The sequence below is a fragment of the Trichocoleus sp. AS-A1 genome (genome assembly GCF_039962015.1).
Lineage (GTDB): Bacteria > Cyanobacteriota > Cyanobacteriia > Cyanobacteriales > FACHB-T130 > FACHB-T130.
The window spans coordinates 107,228-127,203 of sequence record NZ_JAMPKG010000013.1; the positions used below are offsets into that span (position 1 = coordinate 107,228).

Sequence of the window (19,976 nt, forward strand, 5' to 3'; positions counted from 1 at the left end):
CCTAGCTTAATTTTTTCTTAACCGATGCTGAGGATGTCGGGAAAATTCAGATTTTTCACTTGAAAAACCAAACCTCCTTCCCTGCAAGGAAAGGAGGTTTCCGAGTACAAGGCGTTCTATAGCGCTCCTAAATGATTCCTAAAGGCGAGATCCCCGACTTCTTGGAAAAGTCGGAGGTCTGAACCGCTGGCATCTTAAAACTCAAATAGGATTGCTATAGCAGCTTTGTGCTAACTGGCGATTCAGAGGAATTTCTATCCAGAACTCAGTACCCTGACCGGGTTGAGACATACATTTAAAGGAACCGCCGTGTTTTTCTACCACAATCTGGTAGCTAATGGAAAGTCCCAGACCCGTTCCTTTCCCAACCGGCTTGGTGGTGAAAAAGGGATCGAAAACTTGGCACTGCACGCCTGCACTCATGCCAGGGCCATTGTCACGAATCTGAATAACAACGCGGGGGACACCCGCTGGGTTGTCCTGCATCAGAAAAGTACGAATGGTAATCTGACTGGGTAAGTTTTTAATTTCCTCCAGCGATCGCGTTTCATCGCGTTGCTCTAGAGCGTCAATGGCGTTGCCGATCACGTTCATAAAAACTTGATTCATCTGACCGGCGTAGCACTCGATAGGCGGTAAGTCTCCATACTCTTTCACCACGTCGATCTCGGCATGGTCTGGCTTGGCTTTGAGTCGATGTTGCAAGATTAACAGAGTGCTGTCGATGCCCGTGTGGATATCGACAGGTTTCCGCTCAGCCTCATCCAGCCGGGAGAAATTGCGTAAAGACAGAACGATCTGGCGGATGCGATCAGCTCCAACCTTCATTGATGAGAGCATCTGCGGAAGATCCGAAGTCAGGAACTCGATGTCAATCGCCTCTGCTCGATCCACAATTTCAGGATGGGGATTCGGGTAATGGCGTTGGTAGAGTTCCATGAGTTTGAGCATATCTTGGGTATACTCATCAACGTGGCTGATATTGCCGTAGATAAAATTAACCGGATTATTAATTTCGTGAGCGACACCGGCAACCAGTTGACCCAAACTCGACATTTTTTCGGTTTGAATTAGCTGGCTTTGGGTTTTCTGTAACTCTTGGAGGGCACTAGAGAGTTGTTCTGCTTGCTGCTGGGTTTGCGCGAGGAATTCCGCTTGCTGTTGGTAGAGTTCGGCTTGCTGAATCGCGATCGCAGCTTGATCGGCAAGTTGTTGTAGCAGATCGACTTCCTCCGCCTTCCAAACTCTTGGCGCATGACACTCATGGGCAACCAGTAGCCCCCACAGTTGCTCCCCTCTGCGAATCGGGACGACTAAATTGGCTTTCACCTGAATCTGTTCCAAGAATTCGACATGACAAGCTTGCAAAGAAGCTTGATGCACGTCGTTCATTGCCCGAACCCGTCCCCCCTGGTATAAGATTGCGTACTCTAAGGGAAAGCAGTTCTCGTCATATACCTGCCCCAGAATCGATTTCGTTTTGCCAGTGACCTCTTCGACAACCACCTGGCCTTGCCAACGCCGGGTGAACTGGTAAACGATCACTCGATCTGTATCTAACAGGTTTCGGACTTCGCGCACGATGGTTTGCAGGATTGTTTTTAGCTCCAAAGTGCTGCGGATTTGGTCGATGACTTGCTTAAGAACGCTTGCCCACTCCAAAGATTGTTGTAACTTGACTGTACGCTCTTGGACTTGACAATCGAGGTTGGCATTCAGACGCTGCACCTTTTGGTACAGTCCATACTGCTCAATCGCCATTGAGAAGCAATCGCCTAAAGTATCAGCGAGTTCAATCTCTTCCGGAGTCCATTGGCGCGATTGGCCTCTTTTTAGCTGTCGCCAAAGTTCAAAAGATTTTCGGGGGTGGACTTGTCGCGCATCCGGGTCAAAATGTCCAGCCCATAAGGTTTCCGTGTCAATTTCATCTCGAAAAACTGTCAAGTATCCGACCAACTGTTGACGGTGTTGGAGGGGTACAATCAACACGCCTCGAATCAAAGTAGATTGAAATACAGTTTCAAGCGGTTGTAAATACGTTTGTTTATACAAGTCAGCGATCGCAATGATGCCACTACTACCCCTAGTATTTGCGGTAGCGACAGGGTTTAAATTTGCTCCGCCTTTTAACCATTCTTGCCACAGAGGATGCTGCTCAATGAGAACGGATGAGGCAGGTACTGCTACCACTCCCGGTTCTACGAGCTTCAATTGATCGCCACAGGTGTACACTATCGCTGACAAGCCAGTAGTTTCTGGGGCGATGTACAGTCTGCCACCAGAACCTTGCAGCGCGCTAACGGTTTCCTCCAGGGCGGATTGCAGCTCAATGGTAGGGAGTGTATGCAGCAGGGTAGCGACACGGTTAAGCGTGACTTCCCGCTGAGCTTTTTCGCGGGTTTGGGTGAGTAAAGTAGATTGAGCGATCGCAATCGACACTTGATCGGCTACCATCTGGACAATTTCCAGTTCCCGTTCTGAGATTACTTGCGGTTGCGAGTAGTGACCGACTAAAAGCCCCCACAAGCGATCGCCATGCAGAATCGGCACCACCAGAGAAGACTGCACACCCATTGCTTTGAGATATGCCACATGGCAAGGGTCTATAGGGCGATAGTGGATCTTTCTGGTTTCTAGGGATTCTCCGGTTTCTGGAGAATCCATTAGCGATAAACCAATGAGTCCTGACGCAACATTCACAATCGAACGCAGACGCACTTTCTGATAGAGTTCGCGTGCTTGGGGAGGAATGTCATCCGCTGGAAAGTTCAAACCTTTTAAAGACGGAAGGCGATTTTTATAAATAAATTCGGCAATCACTTCTCCACTTTCATCAGCATGAAACCGATAGACCATGACTCGGTCTGCTTCTAGTAACGAACTGACTTCTGCCACCGTTGCGATTAAAATTTCTTGTAATTCCAAGGATTGACGAATCCGGTTAGTGATTCGGTGCAGCAATCCTTCCCGCTCTAATTCTGACTGTAATTCTGGCTTTAAAACTTGCGTATTTTTACTGATGGTCATTTTTTCATCCACTACGCTTATAATATTTGTGCCTTTTTCCGCACTGTATCTATTTTCGGTGTACTGACTAAGTTCAGCCATACGTGAAAATATGGAACTTTTTTTAAAAATTAGTTTCTATACCAATCTGAAATGATTCGTGAAGGTGCGATTCCCGACTTCGAGAAAGAAGTTAGGATCTGAAGGTTTGTCTCACAACTAAAATAGGATTGCTATATATATGTTTTCGAGCGAGTTTGAAATCGGGTTTTAAAATAATGCTGTAGATTTAGGGATTTTTTAGAAAATGAGTTGCTAAAATTCTATCCAGCTAAGGTTTCTAACTTTCTCGTCAGTGCGATCGCGCTTGATGAAGATTTGTTAGCTTAAACTCTAATTGGAATCTTGATAGCAAACTCAGCCCCTTGACCGGGTGCTGAAGTACACTCCAACTGTCCCCCATGTTTTTCGGTTACAATTTGGTAGCTAATCGCTAGACCCAGCCCAGTCCCTTTGCCAACGTTTTTCGTTGTGAAGAAAGGATCGAAAAGTCTTGACTGAACCTCAGTTGAAATCCCTGAACCATTGTCAATTATTCGGATTTCTACTTGATTGTTCCCTGCGACTTTGGTGCGAATTAAGATGGTAGCGGGATTGCCTTTAATTTCTTCGATCGAGCGTTTATGATTAAACTCATCGAGAGAATCAATTGCATTTGTAAGTAAATTCATAAACACTTGATTCAGTTGTCCGGCATAGCATTCTACTAAAGGTAAGTTGCCATACTCTTTAATCACCTGAATCTCCGGGTGTCCCGGCTTATCTTTTAATTGATTCTGTAAAATTACTAGCGTATTCTCAAGACCCTCATGAATGTCAACGGCTTTCATCTCCGCTTCATCTAAACGGGAGAAGTTTCTTAGAGATAGAACAATTTGACGAATCCGTTCGGCTCCAAACTTCATGGAAGATAGAATTTTCTGAAAATCAAGGAGCAGGAAGTCGAGTTCGACTTCTTCGATATAGTCTTGAATTTCCGGGGTAGGATTGGGGTAGCATTGTTGGTACAACTTTAAGAGTTTGAGCAAATCTTCCAGATATTCATTGGCAGGAGTGATGTTGCCATAAATGAAGTTGACTGGATTGTTAATTTCATGTGCAACTCCAGCCACCAGTTGACCCAAACTAGACATTTTTTCAGTTTGAATTAATTGAGTTTGAGTTTGTCTCAACTCAGATAGAGTTTGTTGTAACTCTTGAGCTTTGTCTCGGTATTGGGTTTCAGCCTTTTGAATTTCTTCAAACAAGCGGGCATTTTCTAAAGCCGTGGCGATTTGTCCGGCGAGGGTGTTGAACGTCTCTAGATCCGTTTGACTGAAGCGATCGCTTTCCTTGTCTTGAATGTCCAGCACTCCTAGTAGCGCCCCACGAGCGACTAAGGGCACCACTGCGGAAGAACCCATTTGGATGGGTTTCAAGTCTCCTGCTAGCCCTGCACTGTCCTGTTTATCCACCCAGATCGTTTGCTGCTTTCGGGCAGCAAGGGCGACTAAGCTGCGATCGTCAAGAGACAGACAGGCGCTTTCATCATGCCCAAGCATACCCTGATTGCCAGAGTCAGCCCGCCGGATGAGTTGATTTGTTGTTTGATCCAACAGATAAATTTGCACATAGTGCAAGCCGAAGCGATTCTGCATAAGAGCGATCGCTTCGCGCAACAGCTTTTCCGGGTCTATAATCGCTTTCGACAGCTCGCTGACGGCAACCGTAACGTGCTGACTAACTTCCAGTTCGCGGGTACGCTCTTCTAAGCCTTGAAGCAATTTCCCGACTTGTTCTGCCATCCCATTGAAACTCAACGCTAGCACCCCAATTTCATCCTTTGATTGGATAGAAGTACGAGCATTGAGGTTGCCAGCAGTGAATTGAGTCACTGTTCCAGCGAGATTAATCAGTGGCTTAGCCAGTAGTTCTCCGATCGTAATCGCCGCGATAATGACTACACCTGCAATAATCGCAGCCAGCAACAGCGTGTCGCGGGCTTGGGCTTCGATAGGCGCTAGAAATACCGCTTTCGGTTGGACAAAAACCACAAACCACGGTCGCGTCTTTAGCTTGGTAACTGCTGCTGCGTTCGGCTCGTTGTTTGTAGAGGATAAGGCGGTTGTAAAGTAAGGGGATGTTGCAGCGTTATCTAGACCTTGCTCAAAATCAGGCAAATTTGTCGAAAAGTCTGCCGTTTTCCCCTTGGGCAACCGTCCTTCTGCTTGCAGAGCCTTCACTTTAGCCGGTGGGAGCGGTGTAACCGATTTAAAATTTAACTCAGGTGAGTTCCCGTGAGCTAAACGAATATGGTTTTCGTCTAGCAAAATCGCAAAGGAAGCGCTTCCTCTCACTAGGTCGGTATTTTGACTAACCAATCGCTGGACAGCAGCAGCGTTATAACGGATACGTAAGACACCGATAGTATTTCCCGACGCATTTCGTACCGGACTACTGAAGTACAAACCGATCTCATTAGTACTTGGAGAAAACACAATGGGCGAGACATAGGGTAAGCCAGTTTTAAACGGTCGCTGAAAGTAATTCTGGTCAGATTTATCTGTACCGATATCTGGTGTATAGGTATCAATTACATCTCGCCCCTGACTATCGAGCAGCGCGTAGGACGAGATATTCAAAGTATCTTTACGGCTGAGCGAACGTAAAGCGCCCTCGACTTCTGAAGCGATACTTTGTCTCTGGTTAGCAGGTAAACTTAAGTACTTGGCGAAGACTGGCAACTGAGCTTCAACCCGGACAGCATCCAGATTCGAGTTTATAAAAGCATCTATACTCAGGGCAGTTTGAGAAGCAGATGTTAAGAGGGTTTGGTTAGCATTGTTCGTCAGCGTCTTTTGTGTGGCTCGCTGATTCAAGAAGGCTAGTAATGCTAAGGGGAGGAGTGCCACACCCAGGAAAGAAAAAATCAGCTTAGTGCGTAGGGTATAAAGTTGGAGCTGTTTCACAGTCAATTTACCTTTTGTAACTGCTGCACAAAGGACGGATCGATTAGTTTTTGAATATCCGGCGCAGCGCTTAGCCCTCCGGTACGAGTATAAAAGTCGGCGTACAATTTGGCTGTATGATACAGCGACTCTGTTGTTGAACCTGGAGTAAATGCCTTTAAGTTGTCTTGCAAATTAGACAACTGGATGCCATCTGTTGAAATAATTTCAGGTTTGATATTGAGGGTTTTGGCAATTATTGCTTTGCTTTCTTCTGGATTCGCTTTCCAGTAGTCTTGGGCTTGGAACCAAGCGCGAATAAATGCCTTTATATCTTGAGGGCGATCGCGTAGCACATTGCTGTGAAACACGATGACATCTGGAATTAACCCAGGAGTCTGCTTACTGGTGAATAGCACTTTAGCCCCAGATTTGACTGCTTGAGACAAATGGGGTCCCCAGGTTTGTCCTGCTTGAATTTCACCACTTTTTAAGAAAGCTGGAATTGCTTCCGCTTCTATATTGACTAAGCTGACATCTTGAGTAGAAAGACCTTTCGTTTCTAGTATCTTAGTGACAAACAGTTCTCCAAAATCATTTAACTTAGTGCCGATCCGCTTACCCTTCAAATCAGCCACGCTTTTTATATGGCGCTGAGCTACCATTGCGTCAGCACCCGCTGATTGATCGGTGACTAAAACGATTTTTGCATCTGGGTTTTGCCCAAGCCTACTCATAACGCTACCTAATGGCAGCGCAACCCCATCATTTTTATTAGCACTGAAGTTAGACAGGGGTAGGAGATAGTTTTCTGAAAAAATGGGTTCGACTTTAACACCCTGCGCTTGGAAGAATCCTTTTTCTTGGGCGATCGCCATCGGAAACTGTCCAGCCCAAAGATTATAGCTGACCCTAAGAGGCAAAGACTGTGGGCTGGAAGTTACGGTTGTCGTGCCATTGCAGGCGGTGATTAGCACAATGCTGAGTAATACAAGAGATACAAAGCGTAGCAATCGAGATTTCATGCTAAAACCTGTTGATGTGTGTGACTGAATACGGTCAACTTCCTGGCTGCAACTGCTGCACAAAAGACGGATCGATCAGTTTTTGAATATCTGGCGCAGCGGTTAATCCTCCAGTACGAATCGAGAAATCGGCGTACAATTTGGCGGTATGGTACAACGACTCTTCTGTGGAATCTGGAGTAAACGCTTTTAAGTTTTCTTTTAAGGTGGACAGCTGAATGTTATCGGTTGAAACGCTCTCCGGTTTAATCTTCAGCCGCTTAGCAATCAGTGATTTGCTTGCTTGGGGATTTGCTTTCCAGTAATCTTGGGCTTGGAACCAAGCTCGGACAAATGCTTTTATCTGTCCAGGGCGATCGCGTATTACATTGCTGCGAAACAAGATGACATTCGGAATCAACCTAGGTGTTTGCTTACTGGTAAATAGTACCTGCGCTCCGGCTTTCACTGCCTCTAATGTGTAGGGATACCAAGTTTGTCCGGCTTGAATATCACCGCTTTTTATGTGTGCTGGAATTGCTTCCCCTTCTATATCGACTAGCGTCACGTCATCGGTAGTAAGACCATTGCTCTCCAGCATCTTGACAACAAACAATTCTCCGTAGTCGCCTAACTTCACGCCGAGTCGCTTGCCCTTCAAGTCAGCTACACTTTTAATATCGCGTTGCACCACTACGGTATCAGCACCAGCCGATTGATCGGTTTCCAAGACAATGTGGATATCTGGGTTTTTCCCAATGATGCTCATCACACCACCCAATGTTACGATGATGCCATCATATTTACCTGCACTAAAATCAGAAACAACTCCTAAATAGTTTTCTGAATACACAGGTTCAACTTCCACCCCCTGTTCTGCGAAAAATCCTTGTTCTGAAGCAATCTCCATTGGGAAATATCCAGGCCACAGATTGTAGGCAATTCGCAGTGGTGGAAGCTCAGGTTTAGAGGTTATAAAGGTTCTGCCATTGCAGGCTGTAACCAGGAAAAGGCTGAGCAAAAAAAGAGACGCAAAGCGGAGAAATCGAGATTTCATCTTGAAAAACTGTTGATGTTTAACTGCATGGAATAACGCTTTTTTTCTCGTTAATTTCCTGCCTGCGACATCTGCACAAAAGAAGGATTAATCATTTTTTGAATATCTGGCGCGGTGCTTAATCCTCCGGTGCGAATATAGAAGTCGGCGTACAATTTGGCGGTATGGTACAACGACTCGGTTGTAGAACCAGGAGTAAATGCTTTTAAGTTGTCTTTTAAGGTGTACAACTTGACACCCTCAGTGGAAATTTCTTCAGGTTTGATGGAGAGCGTTTTCGCAATCAGTGCTTTACTTTCTTCGGGATTTGCCTGCCAGTAATCTTGCGCTTGAAACCAGGCGCGAATAAATGCTTGAATGTCTTTTGGGCGATCGCGTACTACTGAGGAGCGAAACACGATTACACTCGAAATTAAGCCGGGTGTGTCCTTACTGGTGAATAATACTCGCCCTCCAGATTTGGTTACTTCAGATAAGTACGGTTCCCAAGTATGTCCCGCTTGAATATCCCCGCTCTTAAAACGTGCTGGAACCGCTTCTCCTTCTACGTTGACTAGGGTCAAATTATCGCTAGTCAAACCATGTTTCTGGAGCATTTCGCTGACAAATAATTCTCCATCACCTAACCTGACTCCGAGGCGCTTGCCTTTCAAGTCAGCGACACTTTTAACCTCTGGGCGAACTACTATTGAGTCAGAACCAGCCGATTCATCAGTTGCCATCGCAATCTGTAAATCCGGGTTTTTCTCAATGATGCTCATCAAGCTACTTACTGTGATGGCAACTCCATCATATTGTCCAGCACTGAATTCAGACACCGATTCTAGAAAGTTTTGGACATAGACGGGTTTGACTTTGACCCCTTGAGCTGTGAAGAATTCTTTTTCTTGAGCGATCGCGATTGGGAACAACCCAGGCCACAAATTGTAGCCGACGGTAAGGGGCTGAGTTTCTTTTTGGGAAGTCACCGTCGTGCTATTGCAGGCTGCGATCAGCACAATACTGAGCAAAAAAAGAGACACCAAGCGCAAAAGTCGAGATTTCATAGAAACTATTTTTGTGGCTAAACTGGGTTAATGCTGCCTTTATATCGTTGAACGATCGACAGCTTTACGAACGTTCGGTCTTAACTCTGGCGCTTCTATTGGCTCAAAGCCTTGTCATCCGTTGGTTTTTCTCTCGCTAACTCAGGAGTTGAGCGATCGCCCAAAAGGAAGACCTGCAATAATCAGAGTTTGCATCAGTACCCTTCTTAGAATTCCCGATTTTCTTCGGGTTTTCACCATCTGTTCTATATCTTTAGTGGAGGGTGTGGGGATCGAAGCGGGTCGATTCCTTAGCGCTAGAGAGCCAACAAATGTAAAACACCTTGGCGTTGCCATTGGATTTGAAGGATGTGACAACGCAACTTGGTATAAGTATTAAATCAGCACCAATCAACAGATTGCTCTTTCCCAGCGCGAACTGACAAGTCAGCGCTAGGCTAACGCCTCGCTTCGCTGTTTTCATGCCCAAAGGGCTGTACGCGATCTCAGCCCAGAGGTAAGCGTTTTTTGTCGAGTTGCAAGCAGTCTATGGATTTAAAATTCAGGGAGAATGCCCTATGACCATTTGGGTGAACGAACAGATCGATCCGTCTGGGATGATTCATGCCTGTATTGCCTGTTGTGATGAAGCGCAGGCACAAGATTGTCATGAATCCTACCAGCAAAATTTAACCGATTTCCAAAAGGAGTCGGGTTGGATTGCCAGATTGCGGACGGTTGATTCTTGGGATGAGGTGCCAGTGAATTCCCTGAAGCTGGATTAATTAAAGCGATCGCTAGGTAGAAAAACTGATTGGGTTAGGTATGCTTGGGCGGACGCAGCTTCCCAGAACTAATGGGAATGAGGATTTGGCTGAGGATTCGCAGTTGTTCTGCTGTACCCATGCAAATGAGCAAATCTCCCGCCAGTAATTGAGTTTCTCCCGTGGGACCCCCGATGAGGGTGCCATCGGCGCGACGAATGGCGAGAACTAAAGCGCCCGATTGCGATCGCAACCGGGCTTCTCTTAGGCTTTGTCTCACAACGGGACAACTTTGAGGATCGATCAGGAACTCTTCCATATAAAAAGCGCGATCGGTTCCCGTGAGGATACCATCCACAAAGTCCATCACCTGGGGTCTAAGCGCTGCTGCTGCCATGCGCCTGCCGCCAGTAATATAGGGGGAAACCACGGCATCAGCACCGGCGCGTTGCATTTTTTGCACCGCTTCTTCTGTACTTGCCCGCGCGATCGCTCGAATGTTTGGATTGAGCGTTTTCGCCGAAATCACCGTATAGAGATTTTCTGCATCCGAAGGCAGCGCCGCCACCAGACAAATCGCCCGTTCAATCGCTACCCTGTGAAGCGTGTCATCCAGTGTCGCATCGCCTTGCACCGCGATATAACCCAACTGTAGCGCCTCCTCTACCGGCTCCATCTGAGAGTCTATGGTCACAAACGCAATGCCTTCCGCCTTAAACTCTTTAGCAATCTGACGCCCGGTGCGTCCAAAGCCACAAAGGATATAGTGTTCGTTTAAAGAATCTACCAAACGCCGCCGCTGCCTCAGTCGTCCTCCCTCTTGAAAGTAGCCTTGAATCAGGGCTTCTGTAAACCGATTGACGATGTAACCGATGCTGACCACACCTGTTAAAATCAGGGCGATCGTAAACAAGCGACCGCGATTACCCAGCGGATTAGTTTCTCCATACCCCACAGTTGCTAGCGTGATCACAGTCATATAGGCTGCATCTGACCACGACCAACCCTCCACCAGCTTGTACCATAAAGTGCCGAGCAGGGCGACACCAAAGAGTGCGATCGCACCGCCAATCAACTCTTGACGAAGGCGTTCATATTTTTGCTCAAGTGCTGTCCGATCGTTGCTTACACTGCCTGTAGTCACCTAAGTCAATTTTAGAAAAAAATGTGGAGGATACCCTCGCAGGATAACCGCTCTCGACTTGTAAAGTGAAGCACAGAGTCAATATTCTTAGAGAGACAGCTATGTTTGTACTCATTGGTGGAGCCGGACTTGTTGGGTTGGATTTAGCGCAACGGCTGGTAGACCTGGGGCATACCGTCGCCGTAATTGATATCGATCCAAGTGCTTGCCGGTATGTCCGCGAACAAGTCGGCGCAATGGCATTTGAAGGCAGTGCGGTCAGTACCGAGGTGCTGCTAGAAGCCGGGATTCACAAAGCTGATGCCGTCGCAGCCGTTCTCCGTCATGATGCCTTAAATCTAGCAATGGTCACGCTTGCTAAACACTACGGCGTTTCCCATATTGTGAGTCGAGTGCGCCACCGTGATTTTGCCGAACCCCTACGCATTGTCGGGGCTTCTCATATCATCAGTACTGTTGATTTAGGAGTTTCTACAATGGTGAATGCGATTGAGTATCCGCAAGTAGAATCAATGATGCATTTTGAGCAGGGTCAAATTGAAGTTTTAAAACTCTCGATTCCCCAAAAGTGCTATGTTGTCGGTCTTACCGTTGCTGAAATCGCTCAAGAACCCCAATTTCCTACAGGCTCTTTAATTATTGGTTATCAATCCCATCCCCACATGGATTTAGAGATTCCCAACGGGAGTACAGTATTAGAGCCAGGAGCGACGATATTAATGGTGACGAAGCCAGGGTCATTACATCAAGCCATTGATTTTATTAATGGTTGTGCCTAATCATCTTCTAGTTTCATCAGTTGTTCATCAATTGTTTTTATTCGCCCTTGCACAATTTCCTCAGAGAGAATTCGCTGCCGGATCGCCTCATTTAGCGCCCCTTTTTCTGCCAAGAGTAATCGTCGTCTAATGGCGTCAAGTTTTGAGCGATCGCCTTCAACTAATTGTCCCGGACGACGATTATAAAGATTCCGCAGCGCTTTTTCTGCCCCGGCAACTTGCACCTGATAAACGGCTCGCATTTCTTCATAAACACTTTTTGGCAAAACCCCTTTTTTCAATAGACTATCCAATTCATCTTGAGCTGCCTTAGAAGCAATTAACTGAGCCTGCAATTCCTCAATTTGTTGGCGAGAATCTGAGAAGCGAGAGAGTTGCAACCGGCGTACAAACCAAGGTAAACTTACGCCCTGCCCTACGAGAGATAACAACACCGCACCAAACACTAAGGCGATCAACTGCTCTCGCCCTGGTAGTGTTGTAGGTAAGCTAAGGGCAAGAGCCATTGAAAGAGAGCCTTTGATATTACCTAAAAACAGGACGTGCTGCCAGCGCAATGGAATCGGACGGTCAAACCAACGCACTCCAGCCAACAGCGGATAGACAGTGAGGACTCGCGCAATTTGGTAAGCCAAAACGGCAAGCAGAACCGCTGGCAAAGTCCTCCAGAACGTCACCGGGTTTATTTCTACACCAATCAGCAGAAAAATAAAGGTATTGACTGCAAAACTGGCATAGTCCCAAAAACTTAACAACGCGATCCGATCGGAAGCAGACGTGCTGCGAGAAAGCCCAACGTTCCCGAAAATTAATCCAGCTACAACCACAGCCACAGCACCGGATACCCCTAAAGATTGCCCGATTTGAAAGGTTCCTAATGCAACTGCAACGGTTAGCAAGAGACTGCTAAGGGGATCGTGTAAACGAAGAAATACAGGGATGCTTAAATAGCCCAAGACTAAGCCAACGAGACTGCCTCCCACGGCAACAAATAATAGTTGTTGGATTCCTTCTAATACTGTGAGCGAACCTGTCGAATACACTGTCAGAATCAGGTTAAATGAAACTAGGGCGGCAGCATCGTTGAAGAGGGTTTCTCCTTCAACGATCGTGGAAAGCCGGGAGGGTACAGGTATCTCCTTAAAAACGGCAATCATGGAAACCGTATCAGTGTTTGCGAGAATAACTCCAATTAGTAGTGCCGGTATCCAATCTAGCCCTAGCCCAAATTTCAACAGAACGGCAATAATCGCCGAGGAAAGTATCGCCCCTGGACCCGCTAAAAGGGCAATTGGTTTAAACGTGCTTCGGAGACGGCTAACATCTGTATTGATGCCAGCTTCAAAGATGAGAATTGGCAGGAAAAGATTCAATACTAAGGAAGGATCGAGTCCAATCCGGCGAGAAAATAGTTCCGTGATTGGTAAACCTGCCAACACTAAACCCGTGACATAGGGAACGCGAAGCCGCTGTGTCACCAGGGCAACAACTGTGGCAATTAGCAGGAGAATAATCAGAATTGGGACTAACTCTGCAATGTTTGCTTGAGGCTGCTGGTTTGTTTGGTTAAGATTACCGAGAACAAACGGCTGCGGAAAGCACCAGACGGGGAGTTTTGCTAAGGACAAAAGATGCATCATCTGATTTAGCTGATTGGGACAAACAAAAATGAGGAGCGATCGCAACTTAAACTTTCCCAAAATCATCCTGTCAGACGAGCCGATTGGATCAAGTGCAATGCTCGCGGTCAATCTTAGACTCAACCTGGAGTCGCGTGGACGATGTTAACCGCCTCAGCTAACCTTTCGCAAGTAAGGCTGTTTCTGTTTTCTCAGGGTTTATAGTTCCCTTTAAACAGAACTTTTTGAAAATTCCCTTTAAGATTGCCAAATAAGGATAAAAAATTTCAGGAGTAAGCAGTGAGTCTAGAAACTCTGGTTGAAAATTCCTCAATTCCGGCAGAGTCAGGCGTGTCCGTTCCGTATGACCCAGAAGGCTTTGACGCCTCGGTGATGAGTACCTACGGGCGCTATCCCCTAGCTTTAGAACGGGGTGCGGGTTGCCGCCTGTGGGATAGCGAGGGGCGCGAATATCTGGACTTTGTTGCCGGGATTGCCACTTGTACCCTCGGACACGCTCACCCAGCTTTGGTGGAAACCGTAACTCGCCAAATCCAGACGCTGCACCATGTCTCTAACTTGTATTACATCCCGGTGCAAGGGGAATTGGCAAAATGGTTGATCGACCATTCCTGCGCGGATCGGGCGTTTTTCTGCAATTCCGGTGCTGAGGCAAACGAAGGGGCAATCAAACTGGCTCGGAAATATGCCCACACGGTCAAAGGGATCGAAAAGCCGATTATTTTGACGGCTCACGCCAGCTTCCACGGGCGCACGTTGGCGACGATTACCGCTACAGGTCAACCGAAGTACCAGAAAAATTTTGCCCCGTTGATGCCTGGTTTTTACTATGTGCCTTACAACGATATTGGGGCGATCAAGAATGCGATCGCTACCCTCGACGAAGGCGATCAAGGCGTCACCGCAATTATGCTGGAAGCCTTGCAGGGTGAAGGTGGCGTGCGTCCCGGCGATGTCAAATACTTCCAAGAATTGCGGAAAATCTGCGATGACAACGACATCTTGCTGATTTTAGATGAAGTGCAAGTTGGTATGGGTCGCAGCGGCAAGTTCTGGGGATACGAGAATCTGGGAATTGAGCCGGATATCTTCACGTCTGCTAAGGGATTAGGCGGCGGCATTCCCATCGGTGCAACCTTGTGCAAGAAACATTGTGATGTTTTTCAGCCGGGAGATCATGCTAGCACCTATGGTGGCAATCCCTTTGCCTGTGCGGCTGCGTTAACCGTCTGTCAGACCCTAGAACGGGACAATATTCTGCAAAATGTACAAGATCGGGGCGAACAATTACGAGCGGGATTAAGCGCGATCGCATCTAAATATCCCGACCAAATTAGCGAGGTGCGCGGCTGGGGTTTAATCAACGGGATGGAGTTGAAGGCAGAGATTGATTTAACTTCAGCCGATGTCGTTAAAGCAGCGATCGCCGACGGCCTATTGTTGGTACCTGCTGGTCCCAAAGTGATTCGATTTGTGCCGCCGCTGATTGTCTCTGCTGAAGAGGTAAACCAAGCGCTGCAAGCCGTTGAACGGGCAATGGCAACCGTAACCGCGTAGGAAATCGGAAAGTTTTGAGTTATGAGTGTTGAGTTTTGAACTAAGAATGCTAACTCAAACTCATAACTCTTTTAAGCCGCCTCTAGAGGAGCCATTGTCAACCCAGCGCGGCTGAGTTGCTCGTGGTAAAGTTCTGCCTGCTCTTGGGGACCCACCCAAACAATCGCTTGACCTTCAAAGTGGATTTGATAGGTGTGTTCCCAAGCGAGATCGCTGGTCATGTCAGGGATATACTTCACCAAACACTCGTGAACGTGTTCAAACGTATTGAAATCATCGTCTAACACGATCACTTTGTAATTAGGATATAACTTGCGGACAACTTGACTAGATCGTTCAGGAGTCTGAACAGGAGCTTGAATCGGTGCAGCGGCGGTCGGTAAAGTTATACCGGAGGCGATCGCGCCAACAGCGGCTGAAAGTCTCCTAGTCATAAGGCAGATTGCGAAAAGACCTTAACAAAATTAATTTACAAGTATTTTGCTCTATTTTAACAATCCTGAATCCCCGAAAGTAACAGGTTAAGTCAGAATCATCTTCGTTTCCTGTGACAACCAAGCAAAACCAGAGCGGGATTTGGTGCAAAGTTTTGGCAAAATGTCAACAAAACCTAGAAACCCTCTACCAGGAATTGTTCAAAGCGTTGTATAAATCCAACCGCCAGCTGTACCAAAGGCCATCCGACCAAACAAATTAAGGCCGAATTGCGAGTGCTGATATCTAACCCTTGGCGGACTGCTACAATCACAGCCAGCAAACTCCAAACGGCTAGCACCCGCTCAAGTGGTTGTCCGAACAAAGGAATCAGCGTTAAGAAATTCAGCACTTGCGGAGCATAGGCAAAGCCAATCGGAATCATCAAATCCCTATAGGTAACGTGATTTGGTTTTCGCCACTCCCCAATCTTCCAAATGGTAAGCGTCCAGAAATAGTAGCCTCCCACAATGCTCATCCCATCAATCAGAAGCGCCAGCAGCATTACGGGCAGCGTTGCCAGGTTAATTAATAAAATAACAGCACTACCCAAAGCATGGGACAGTGCTGCTAAAATCACAATAGTTTGGGCAATTCGATAGGTTTTAGGCGTATTTCGAGCATTTTCATAAAAATTTCCATCTAAAGCAAGTGCATTCCAAAGGGTCGTGCCCAAGCTTACTTTTGATTCCTCGCGGCTCACGTTGAATCCTTACTACTCACGATTGATGACAACTTTGGATAGGATACTGCGTCAGGGATGCCTCAGGGAGCCAATCACCAAAAAAATTCACTTCCTGACCGAAATTAATTGACGTTAAGACAGTAACAGTAAGCAACTAGATATTCTTGAATGCTGCGATTGATTTGGCGGATACTTGTATGGCTTCGAGGGGGAACCTTGAAGCTGTTGCTCCTAGCGGTCTTTATACTCATAATCTGGGGTATTACTTCGCCAGTCGGAACTGTAGTATGGTGGCTGGAACAAGGAGCAGAAACTTTAGGTTTGAAGAAAAACCAAAGCTCGATCTTGCCACCCAACAATGACTCAAATCCTGATGCCAAATCCTCCCCAATCAATTGTTACATTGTGTTTTTGACAGGAGTAGGAGATTTTTCTGCCAATGAATTAACACCGGGGGAAGAAGTCTTTTTAGACCGGATTGTTGAGAGTCATCCTAACTGCGTAGCCGTAGGAGATGTTTTCCCATACTCAGCAGAGAACAAGGGTCTAGGAGGACAGCGGTTATTAAGTCCCGTATGGCACTTTGCGAATCGAAATGGTGGGATGGGAATCGCCAGCGTGCTGATCAAAATCCGCAATCTCTGGCGATTTGCGATTTCCGCCGATCCTCGCTATGGCTCTATTTATAATCAGGGGATTGCCAATGCCATCATCGAGCGGATGAATAGTGGGCAGCCCATTTCCCGTAAAGGGGGTCAACCGCTTGACATCATTCTCGTTGGAACGAGTGGTGGCGTACAAGTTGCCTTGGGTGCGGCTCCCTATCTTAACCAATGGCTAGATACAAAAATCACTATCGTCTCTGTGGGTGGGGTCTTTAATGGGAGGTCGGGCTTTCAGGCGGCTCGTTTCTATCACCTGCGAGGGAGTCGAGACTGGGTTGAGGATCTCGGCGGTATTGTCTTCCCCTCTCGGTGGCTGTGGAACGTGAGTTCCCAATTTAATCAAGCTCGTTTGCAAGGGCATTATTCAGCCCGGAGCAGTGGCTCCCACGCTCACGATGGCCCTGAAGGTTATTTTGGTCTAGAAGTTGCTAAGCCGGAGGACATGACTTATGTAGAGTTAACCCTCCAAGAGGTGAATAAACTTCCTATTTGGTCGCTAGAGAAGCCAGCAAAGTAGTCATTGCGAATCGGGAATGGCTATTCCAATTAGCCATTCCCGATTCGCAAATATCATTTCCAATCTTCCCAATTCTGGTTGAAAATTGAGGTGTCTGGAAAGACAGTCGGATTGTTATTCTTATCCAATCGACGTTTCAGCGCTTCTAGTTGTGGTTCGGCGCGTGGCAGTTCATCCACTAGCTGATAAGGCGCGATCGCATTTTCTAAGGCAAAAGCGGCTGTCGTTCCAGCAGCAGCCCCCGCTGACCATTCAAAGGAATGCACTCGATAGGCAGCGGCGGCAATATGACTGGTAGCAATACTTTTCCCTGCCACTAGCATATTGTTGATTTTTTGGGGAATCATCGCTCTGAGAGGGATTTGGAACGGATAAGCTTGACCTGCACCCCGTCGTTCACCTTCCCGTTCGGTGTTTCCTGGAGCTTCTGCGGGGCTTTGGGTCATGCAAGGATGGAAGTCGATGGCATAGTGACCGATGCCTACAGCGTCGGGATAGATGGTGGAACGAGTGCGCCGCATAACTTGTTCCGGCGGCTTGGTGCCGCTCAGTACAGACGCTACTTCCAGTCCTGCAAGCGATGCCTGTAGTCTCCGATAGGTATCTGGTGACAATGTTTGACGGTAGTAGTCGTCTTTGTAGTTACGGCGAGAAATATCAATTTCCCAAATGCTAAAACCTTGAGGATAAGCCAAGGTGGGGCGTCCAATAATTCGCCGTCCTTCCCGCATATAAGGATACTTAGATAACCCATGCACCGTTCCCATTGGGGAATCTAACCCACTCAGGTAACGGTTATTGGGTTTCGCCTGCTTAACTCCTGGGCCAAGTTGAGAGTCGGTGGTTCCAGCAACCAGCCAGTGAAAATATCCCAGCGCGTTTTCCTCGCCTTTGCGGAGGGTTTCGGTTCGCAATCCTCCCATCCATTCTCCAGGCTGTAGCTGTCCAGCGGCTTGCAACTGGTCGCGAGTGTAAACTAAGTTATCTTCGGCGTTTCCGGGGCGGTAGTCGTTGCCCCAAGTCCAGTTCTGCATGGAGATGTCGCCGGGAGTGGGTCCCGTATAGGAGAGACCCCCGAATTTGGTTGTTTCTCCAGCTTTAGGACTCCAAATGCGTCGGTAGGTGAAGACTAGCCCAAAGTCCGCCAGTCGCTTTAATTCATAGCTGTAGTAGGGTTCATATTGAGAATAGAACGGTGGCGGGGTATGGGTTTGCGGTTTTTGGGTTGCCTCCATTGCAAAGGTGTAGGTAAAGCCTTGGGTGCAATAGCGATCGCCCGTTTCACTTGAAGAAGAAGGTTCCAGGTAAGAACGGGGGTCGATACCTAGCCGGTAGGGAACGTCAGCCAGGGCAATCAGTTCGCCGGTTTCTGAGGCGTCAACCACGTACCAATTTGGGGCTGCGGGTGCTGGCTTTTTCGCTGGCTGGGGTACAAAACGGACAATGGTTTTTTCAAACTGAGGCGAGTTCTCGTAGCGATAAGAATCCTCAATCGTTTGCGATAGCGGCAGCGTGTTGAGAGGAGATGCGCCTTTAGCTGGGCGATGCTGGATAGCGATCGCACCTTGAATCAAATTGCCCGCTTGGTCGATATTCAGTTCTTTGATTACCGTCGAGGGAAACCATTTCAGCTTGCCTCTGCCTCTTTTGGCAGCATCTTGCAATTGGTCGTACAGCAGTTTGTGAGCATCGCGGGGAAGAAAGCAGGATTCACTAACCCAACAATCGCCAGGATTGAGTTCTCCATATTTGCGATTGATTCGCTGTCGCAAGTCCAGGTAGCCGCGAGAATATAACAGCTTTTGCCGTTGGGTAGGGCGTTCATCCAGTGCGGAAGTTCCCTGTGCGGAAATTTGTCCTCCTACCCAGTCGGTAATTTCGGTGAGGCAAACGGTTCGCCCCGCCAATAAGCCTTCGTAGGCAGTCGCCGCACCGGAGAGTCCCCCTCCAACGACCAAGATTTCACACTCCACTGTTTGATCTGGGTTTCTGGGGGGTGCTGCCAAAGCAATTGGAGTGAATGATTCTAGCAATGTTAAGCCTAGAGTCAGGCTAAGGAGCGATCGCTTCATGTTTAGACGTTTCAGCTTCTACGTATATCTAGCTAGCTCTCCGACGCTACCACTCTCAAATTGTTCATTGCAAGCTTTTCTGGCGGCAGTCAGAACAAGCGATCGCTCTAGCCTATCCCGAAAAGGCGATAAATATTACTCTACTCGAATCCCCCTGTTGAATTAGATGGCGATTCAAGTCAGCCTCTGCACTTTTCTATAGCTAGCAGTGCAGCTAATTCCCGCTATTGGTAGTGCTTCGGATTTTGATTGCAGTAGCGCTGCGAATAAATCCTAATTTCCTAAGGGATCGGTGAATAAGCCTCTACCTAATGAGATGTTTTTAGTTCTGAAAATCCCTTACTTTAGCCTAGTTTTTAATTTCATTATCCTGTATAAAACCAAACGAAAATAGATTGCTTGCATTTTTATTCTGAAAAAATATTTATCAGGATTTAGTTGCAATTTAGAGCAATCTAGAAATCACATCTGATAGACACGGCGCTGTAATATGTTTTTTGGAATTTCCAGTGAAGCTACAAAGTAATCTTTAGCAGCAAGTAGGGTTTTAAAGAATGAATTGATACGATTAGCTCTCTCGGTAAGCAAACATATCTAAAG

The 19,976-nt window shown here is 47.1% G+C and carries 14 protein-coding genes; 4 read left to right on the forward strand and 10 right to left on the reverse strand.

What is annotated here, in order from left to right; genetic code table 11:
* Positions 1–201: 201 nt before the first annotated feature.
* The 5 genes from NC994_RS12425 to NC994_RS12445 all read right to left on the reverse strand — a co-directional run bounded on the left by NC994_RS12425 (position 202) and on the right by NC994_RS12445 (position 9,100).
* Positions 202–3,027, reverse strand: a complete 2,826-nt coding sequence (locus NC994_RS12425; protein ID WP_190433454.1) for a GAF domain-containing protein — start codon at positions 3,025–3,027, stop codon at positions 202–204.
* Positions 3,028–3,392: 365 nt separating this feature from the next.
* On the reverse strand, positions 3,393–6,014 hold the full coding sequence (locus NC994_RS12430) for an ATP-binding protein (protein WP_190433401.1): 2,622 nt from the start codon (positions 6,012–6,014) through the stop codon (positions 3,393–3,395).
* A gap of 2 nt (positions 6,015–6,016) precedes the next feature.
* Positions 6,017–7,018, reverse strand: coding sequence for an ABC transporter substrate-binding protein (locus NC994_RS12435; protein WP_190414449.1), 1,002 nt, complete (start codon positions 7,016–7,018; stop codon positions 6,017–6,019).
* Positions 7,019–7,052: 34 nt separating this feature from the next.
* A complete protein-coding gene (locus NC994_RS12440) occupies positions 7,053–8,054 on the reverse strand; it encodes an ABC transporter substrate-binding protein (RefSeq protein WP_190433403.1) in 1,002 nt (333 codons plus the stop codon).
* Between the two features lie 50 nt (positions 8,055–8,104).
* Positions 8,105–9,100 carry an ABC transporter substrate-binding protein gene (locus NC994_RS12445; RefSeq protein WP_190433404.1) on the reverse strand — a complete coding sequence of 332 codons (996 nt, stop codon included), beginning with the start codon at positions 9,098–9,100 and terminating at the stop codon, positions 8,105–8,107.
* A 557-nt stretch (positions 9,101–9,657) separates the two neighbouring features.
* On the opposite strand from NC994_RS12445, the gene NC994_RS12450 reads away from it, so the two are divergent.
* Entirely contained in the window at positions 9,658–9,864 is a 207-nt protein-coding gene (locus tag NC994_RS12450; RefSeq protein WP_190414452.1) for a glycogen debranching protein, read from the forward strand.
* 34 nt (positions 9,865–9,898) lie between these two features.
* Here NC994_RS12450 and NC994_RS12455 read toward each other — a convergent pair whose 3' ends face one another.
* Positions 9,899–10,987, reverse strand: a complete 1,089-nt coding sequence (locus tag NC994_RS12455; protein ID WP_190414453.1) for an NAD-binding protein — start codon at positions 10,985–10,987, stop codon at positions 9,899–9,901.
* Between the two features lie 101 nt (positions 10,988–11,088).
* Between NC994_RS12455 and NC994_RS12460 the strand changes: the two genes are divergently transcribed.
* Entirely contained in the window at positions 11,089–11,766 is a 678-nt protein-coding gene (locus NC994_RS12460) for a TrkA family potassium uptake protein (RefSeq protein WP_190414454.1), read from the forward strand.
* Here NC994_RS12460 and NC994_RS12465 read toward each other — a convergent pair.
* A complete protein-coding gene (locus tag NC994_RS12465) occupies positions 11,763–13,403 on the reverse strand; it encodes a sodium:proton antiporter (RefSeq protein WP_190414489.1) in 1,641 nt (546 codons plus the stop codon). The genes NC994_RS12460 and NC994_RS12465 overlap by 4 nt on opposite strands.
* A 282-nt stretch (positions 13,404–13,685) precedes the next feature.
* On the opposite strand from NC994_RS12465, the gene NC994_RS12470 reads away from it, so the two are divergent.
* Positions 13,686–14,963 (forward strand): acetylornithine/succinylornithine family transaminase, encoded by a 1,278-nt coding sequence (locus tag NC994_RS12470; RefSeq protein ID WP_190433407.1) that lies wholly within the window; start codon positions 13,686–13,688, stop codon positions 14,961–14,963.
* 71 nt (positions 14,964–15,034) lie between these two features.
* Here NC994_RS12470 and clpS read toward each other — a convergent pair whose 3' ends face one another.
* Both clpS and NC994_RS12480 read right to left on the reverse strand, forming a co-directional pair.
* A complete protein-coding gene (gene clpS, locus NC994_RS12475) occupies positions 15,035–15,397 on the reverse strand; it encodes an ATP-dependent Clp protease adapter ClpS (protein ID WP_190414456.1) in 363 nt (120 codons plus the stop codon).
* 176 nt (positions 15,398–15,573) lie between these two features.
* Positions 15,574–16,140, reverse strand: coding sequence for a hypothetical protein (locus NC994_RS12480; protein ID WP_190433410.1), 567 nt, complete (start codon positions 16,138–16,140; stop codon positions 15,574–15,576).
* 150 nt (positions 16,141–16,290) lie between these two features.
* Here NC994_RS12480 and NC994_RS12485 point away from each other — a divergent pair, with 150 nt between their 5' ends.
* A complete protein-coding gene (locus tag NC994_RS12485; RefSeq protein WP_190414458.1) occupies positions 16,291–17,304 on the forward strand; it encodes a hypothetical protein in 1,014 nt (337 codons plus the stop codon).
* A gap of 53 nt (positions 17,305–17,357) precedes the next feature.
* Here NC994_RS12485 and NC994_RS12490 read toward each other — a convergent pair whose 3' ends face one another.
* Positions 17,358–19,376, reverse strand: coding sequence for an FAD-dependent oxidoreductase (locus tag NC994_RS12490; RefSeq protein ID WP_190433412.1), 2,019 nt, complete (start codon positions 19,374–19,376; stop codon positions 17,358–17,360).
* Positions 19,377–19,976: the final 600 nt, after the last annotated feature.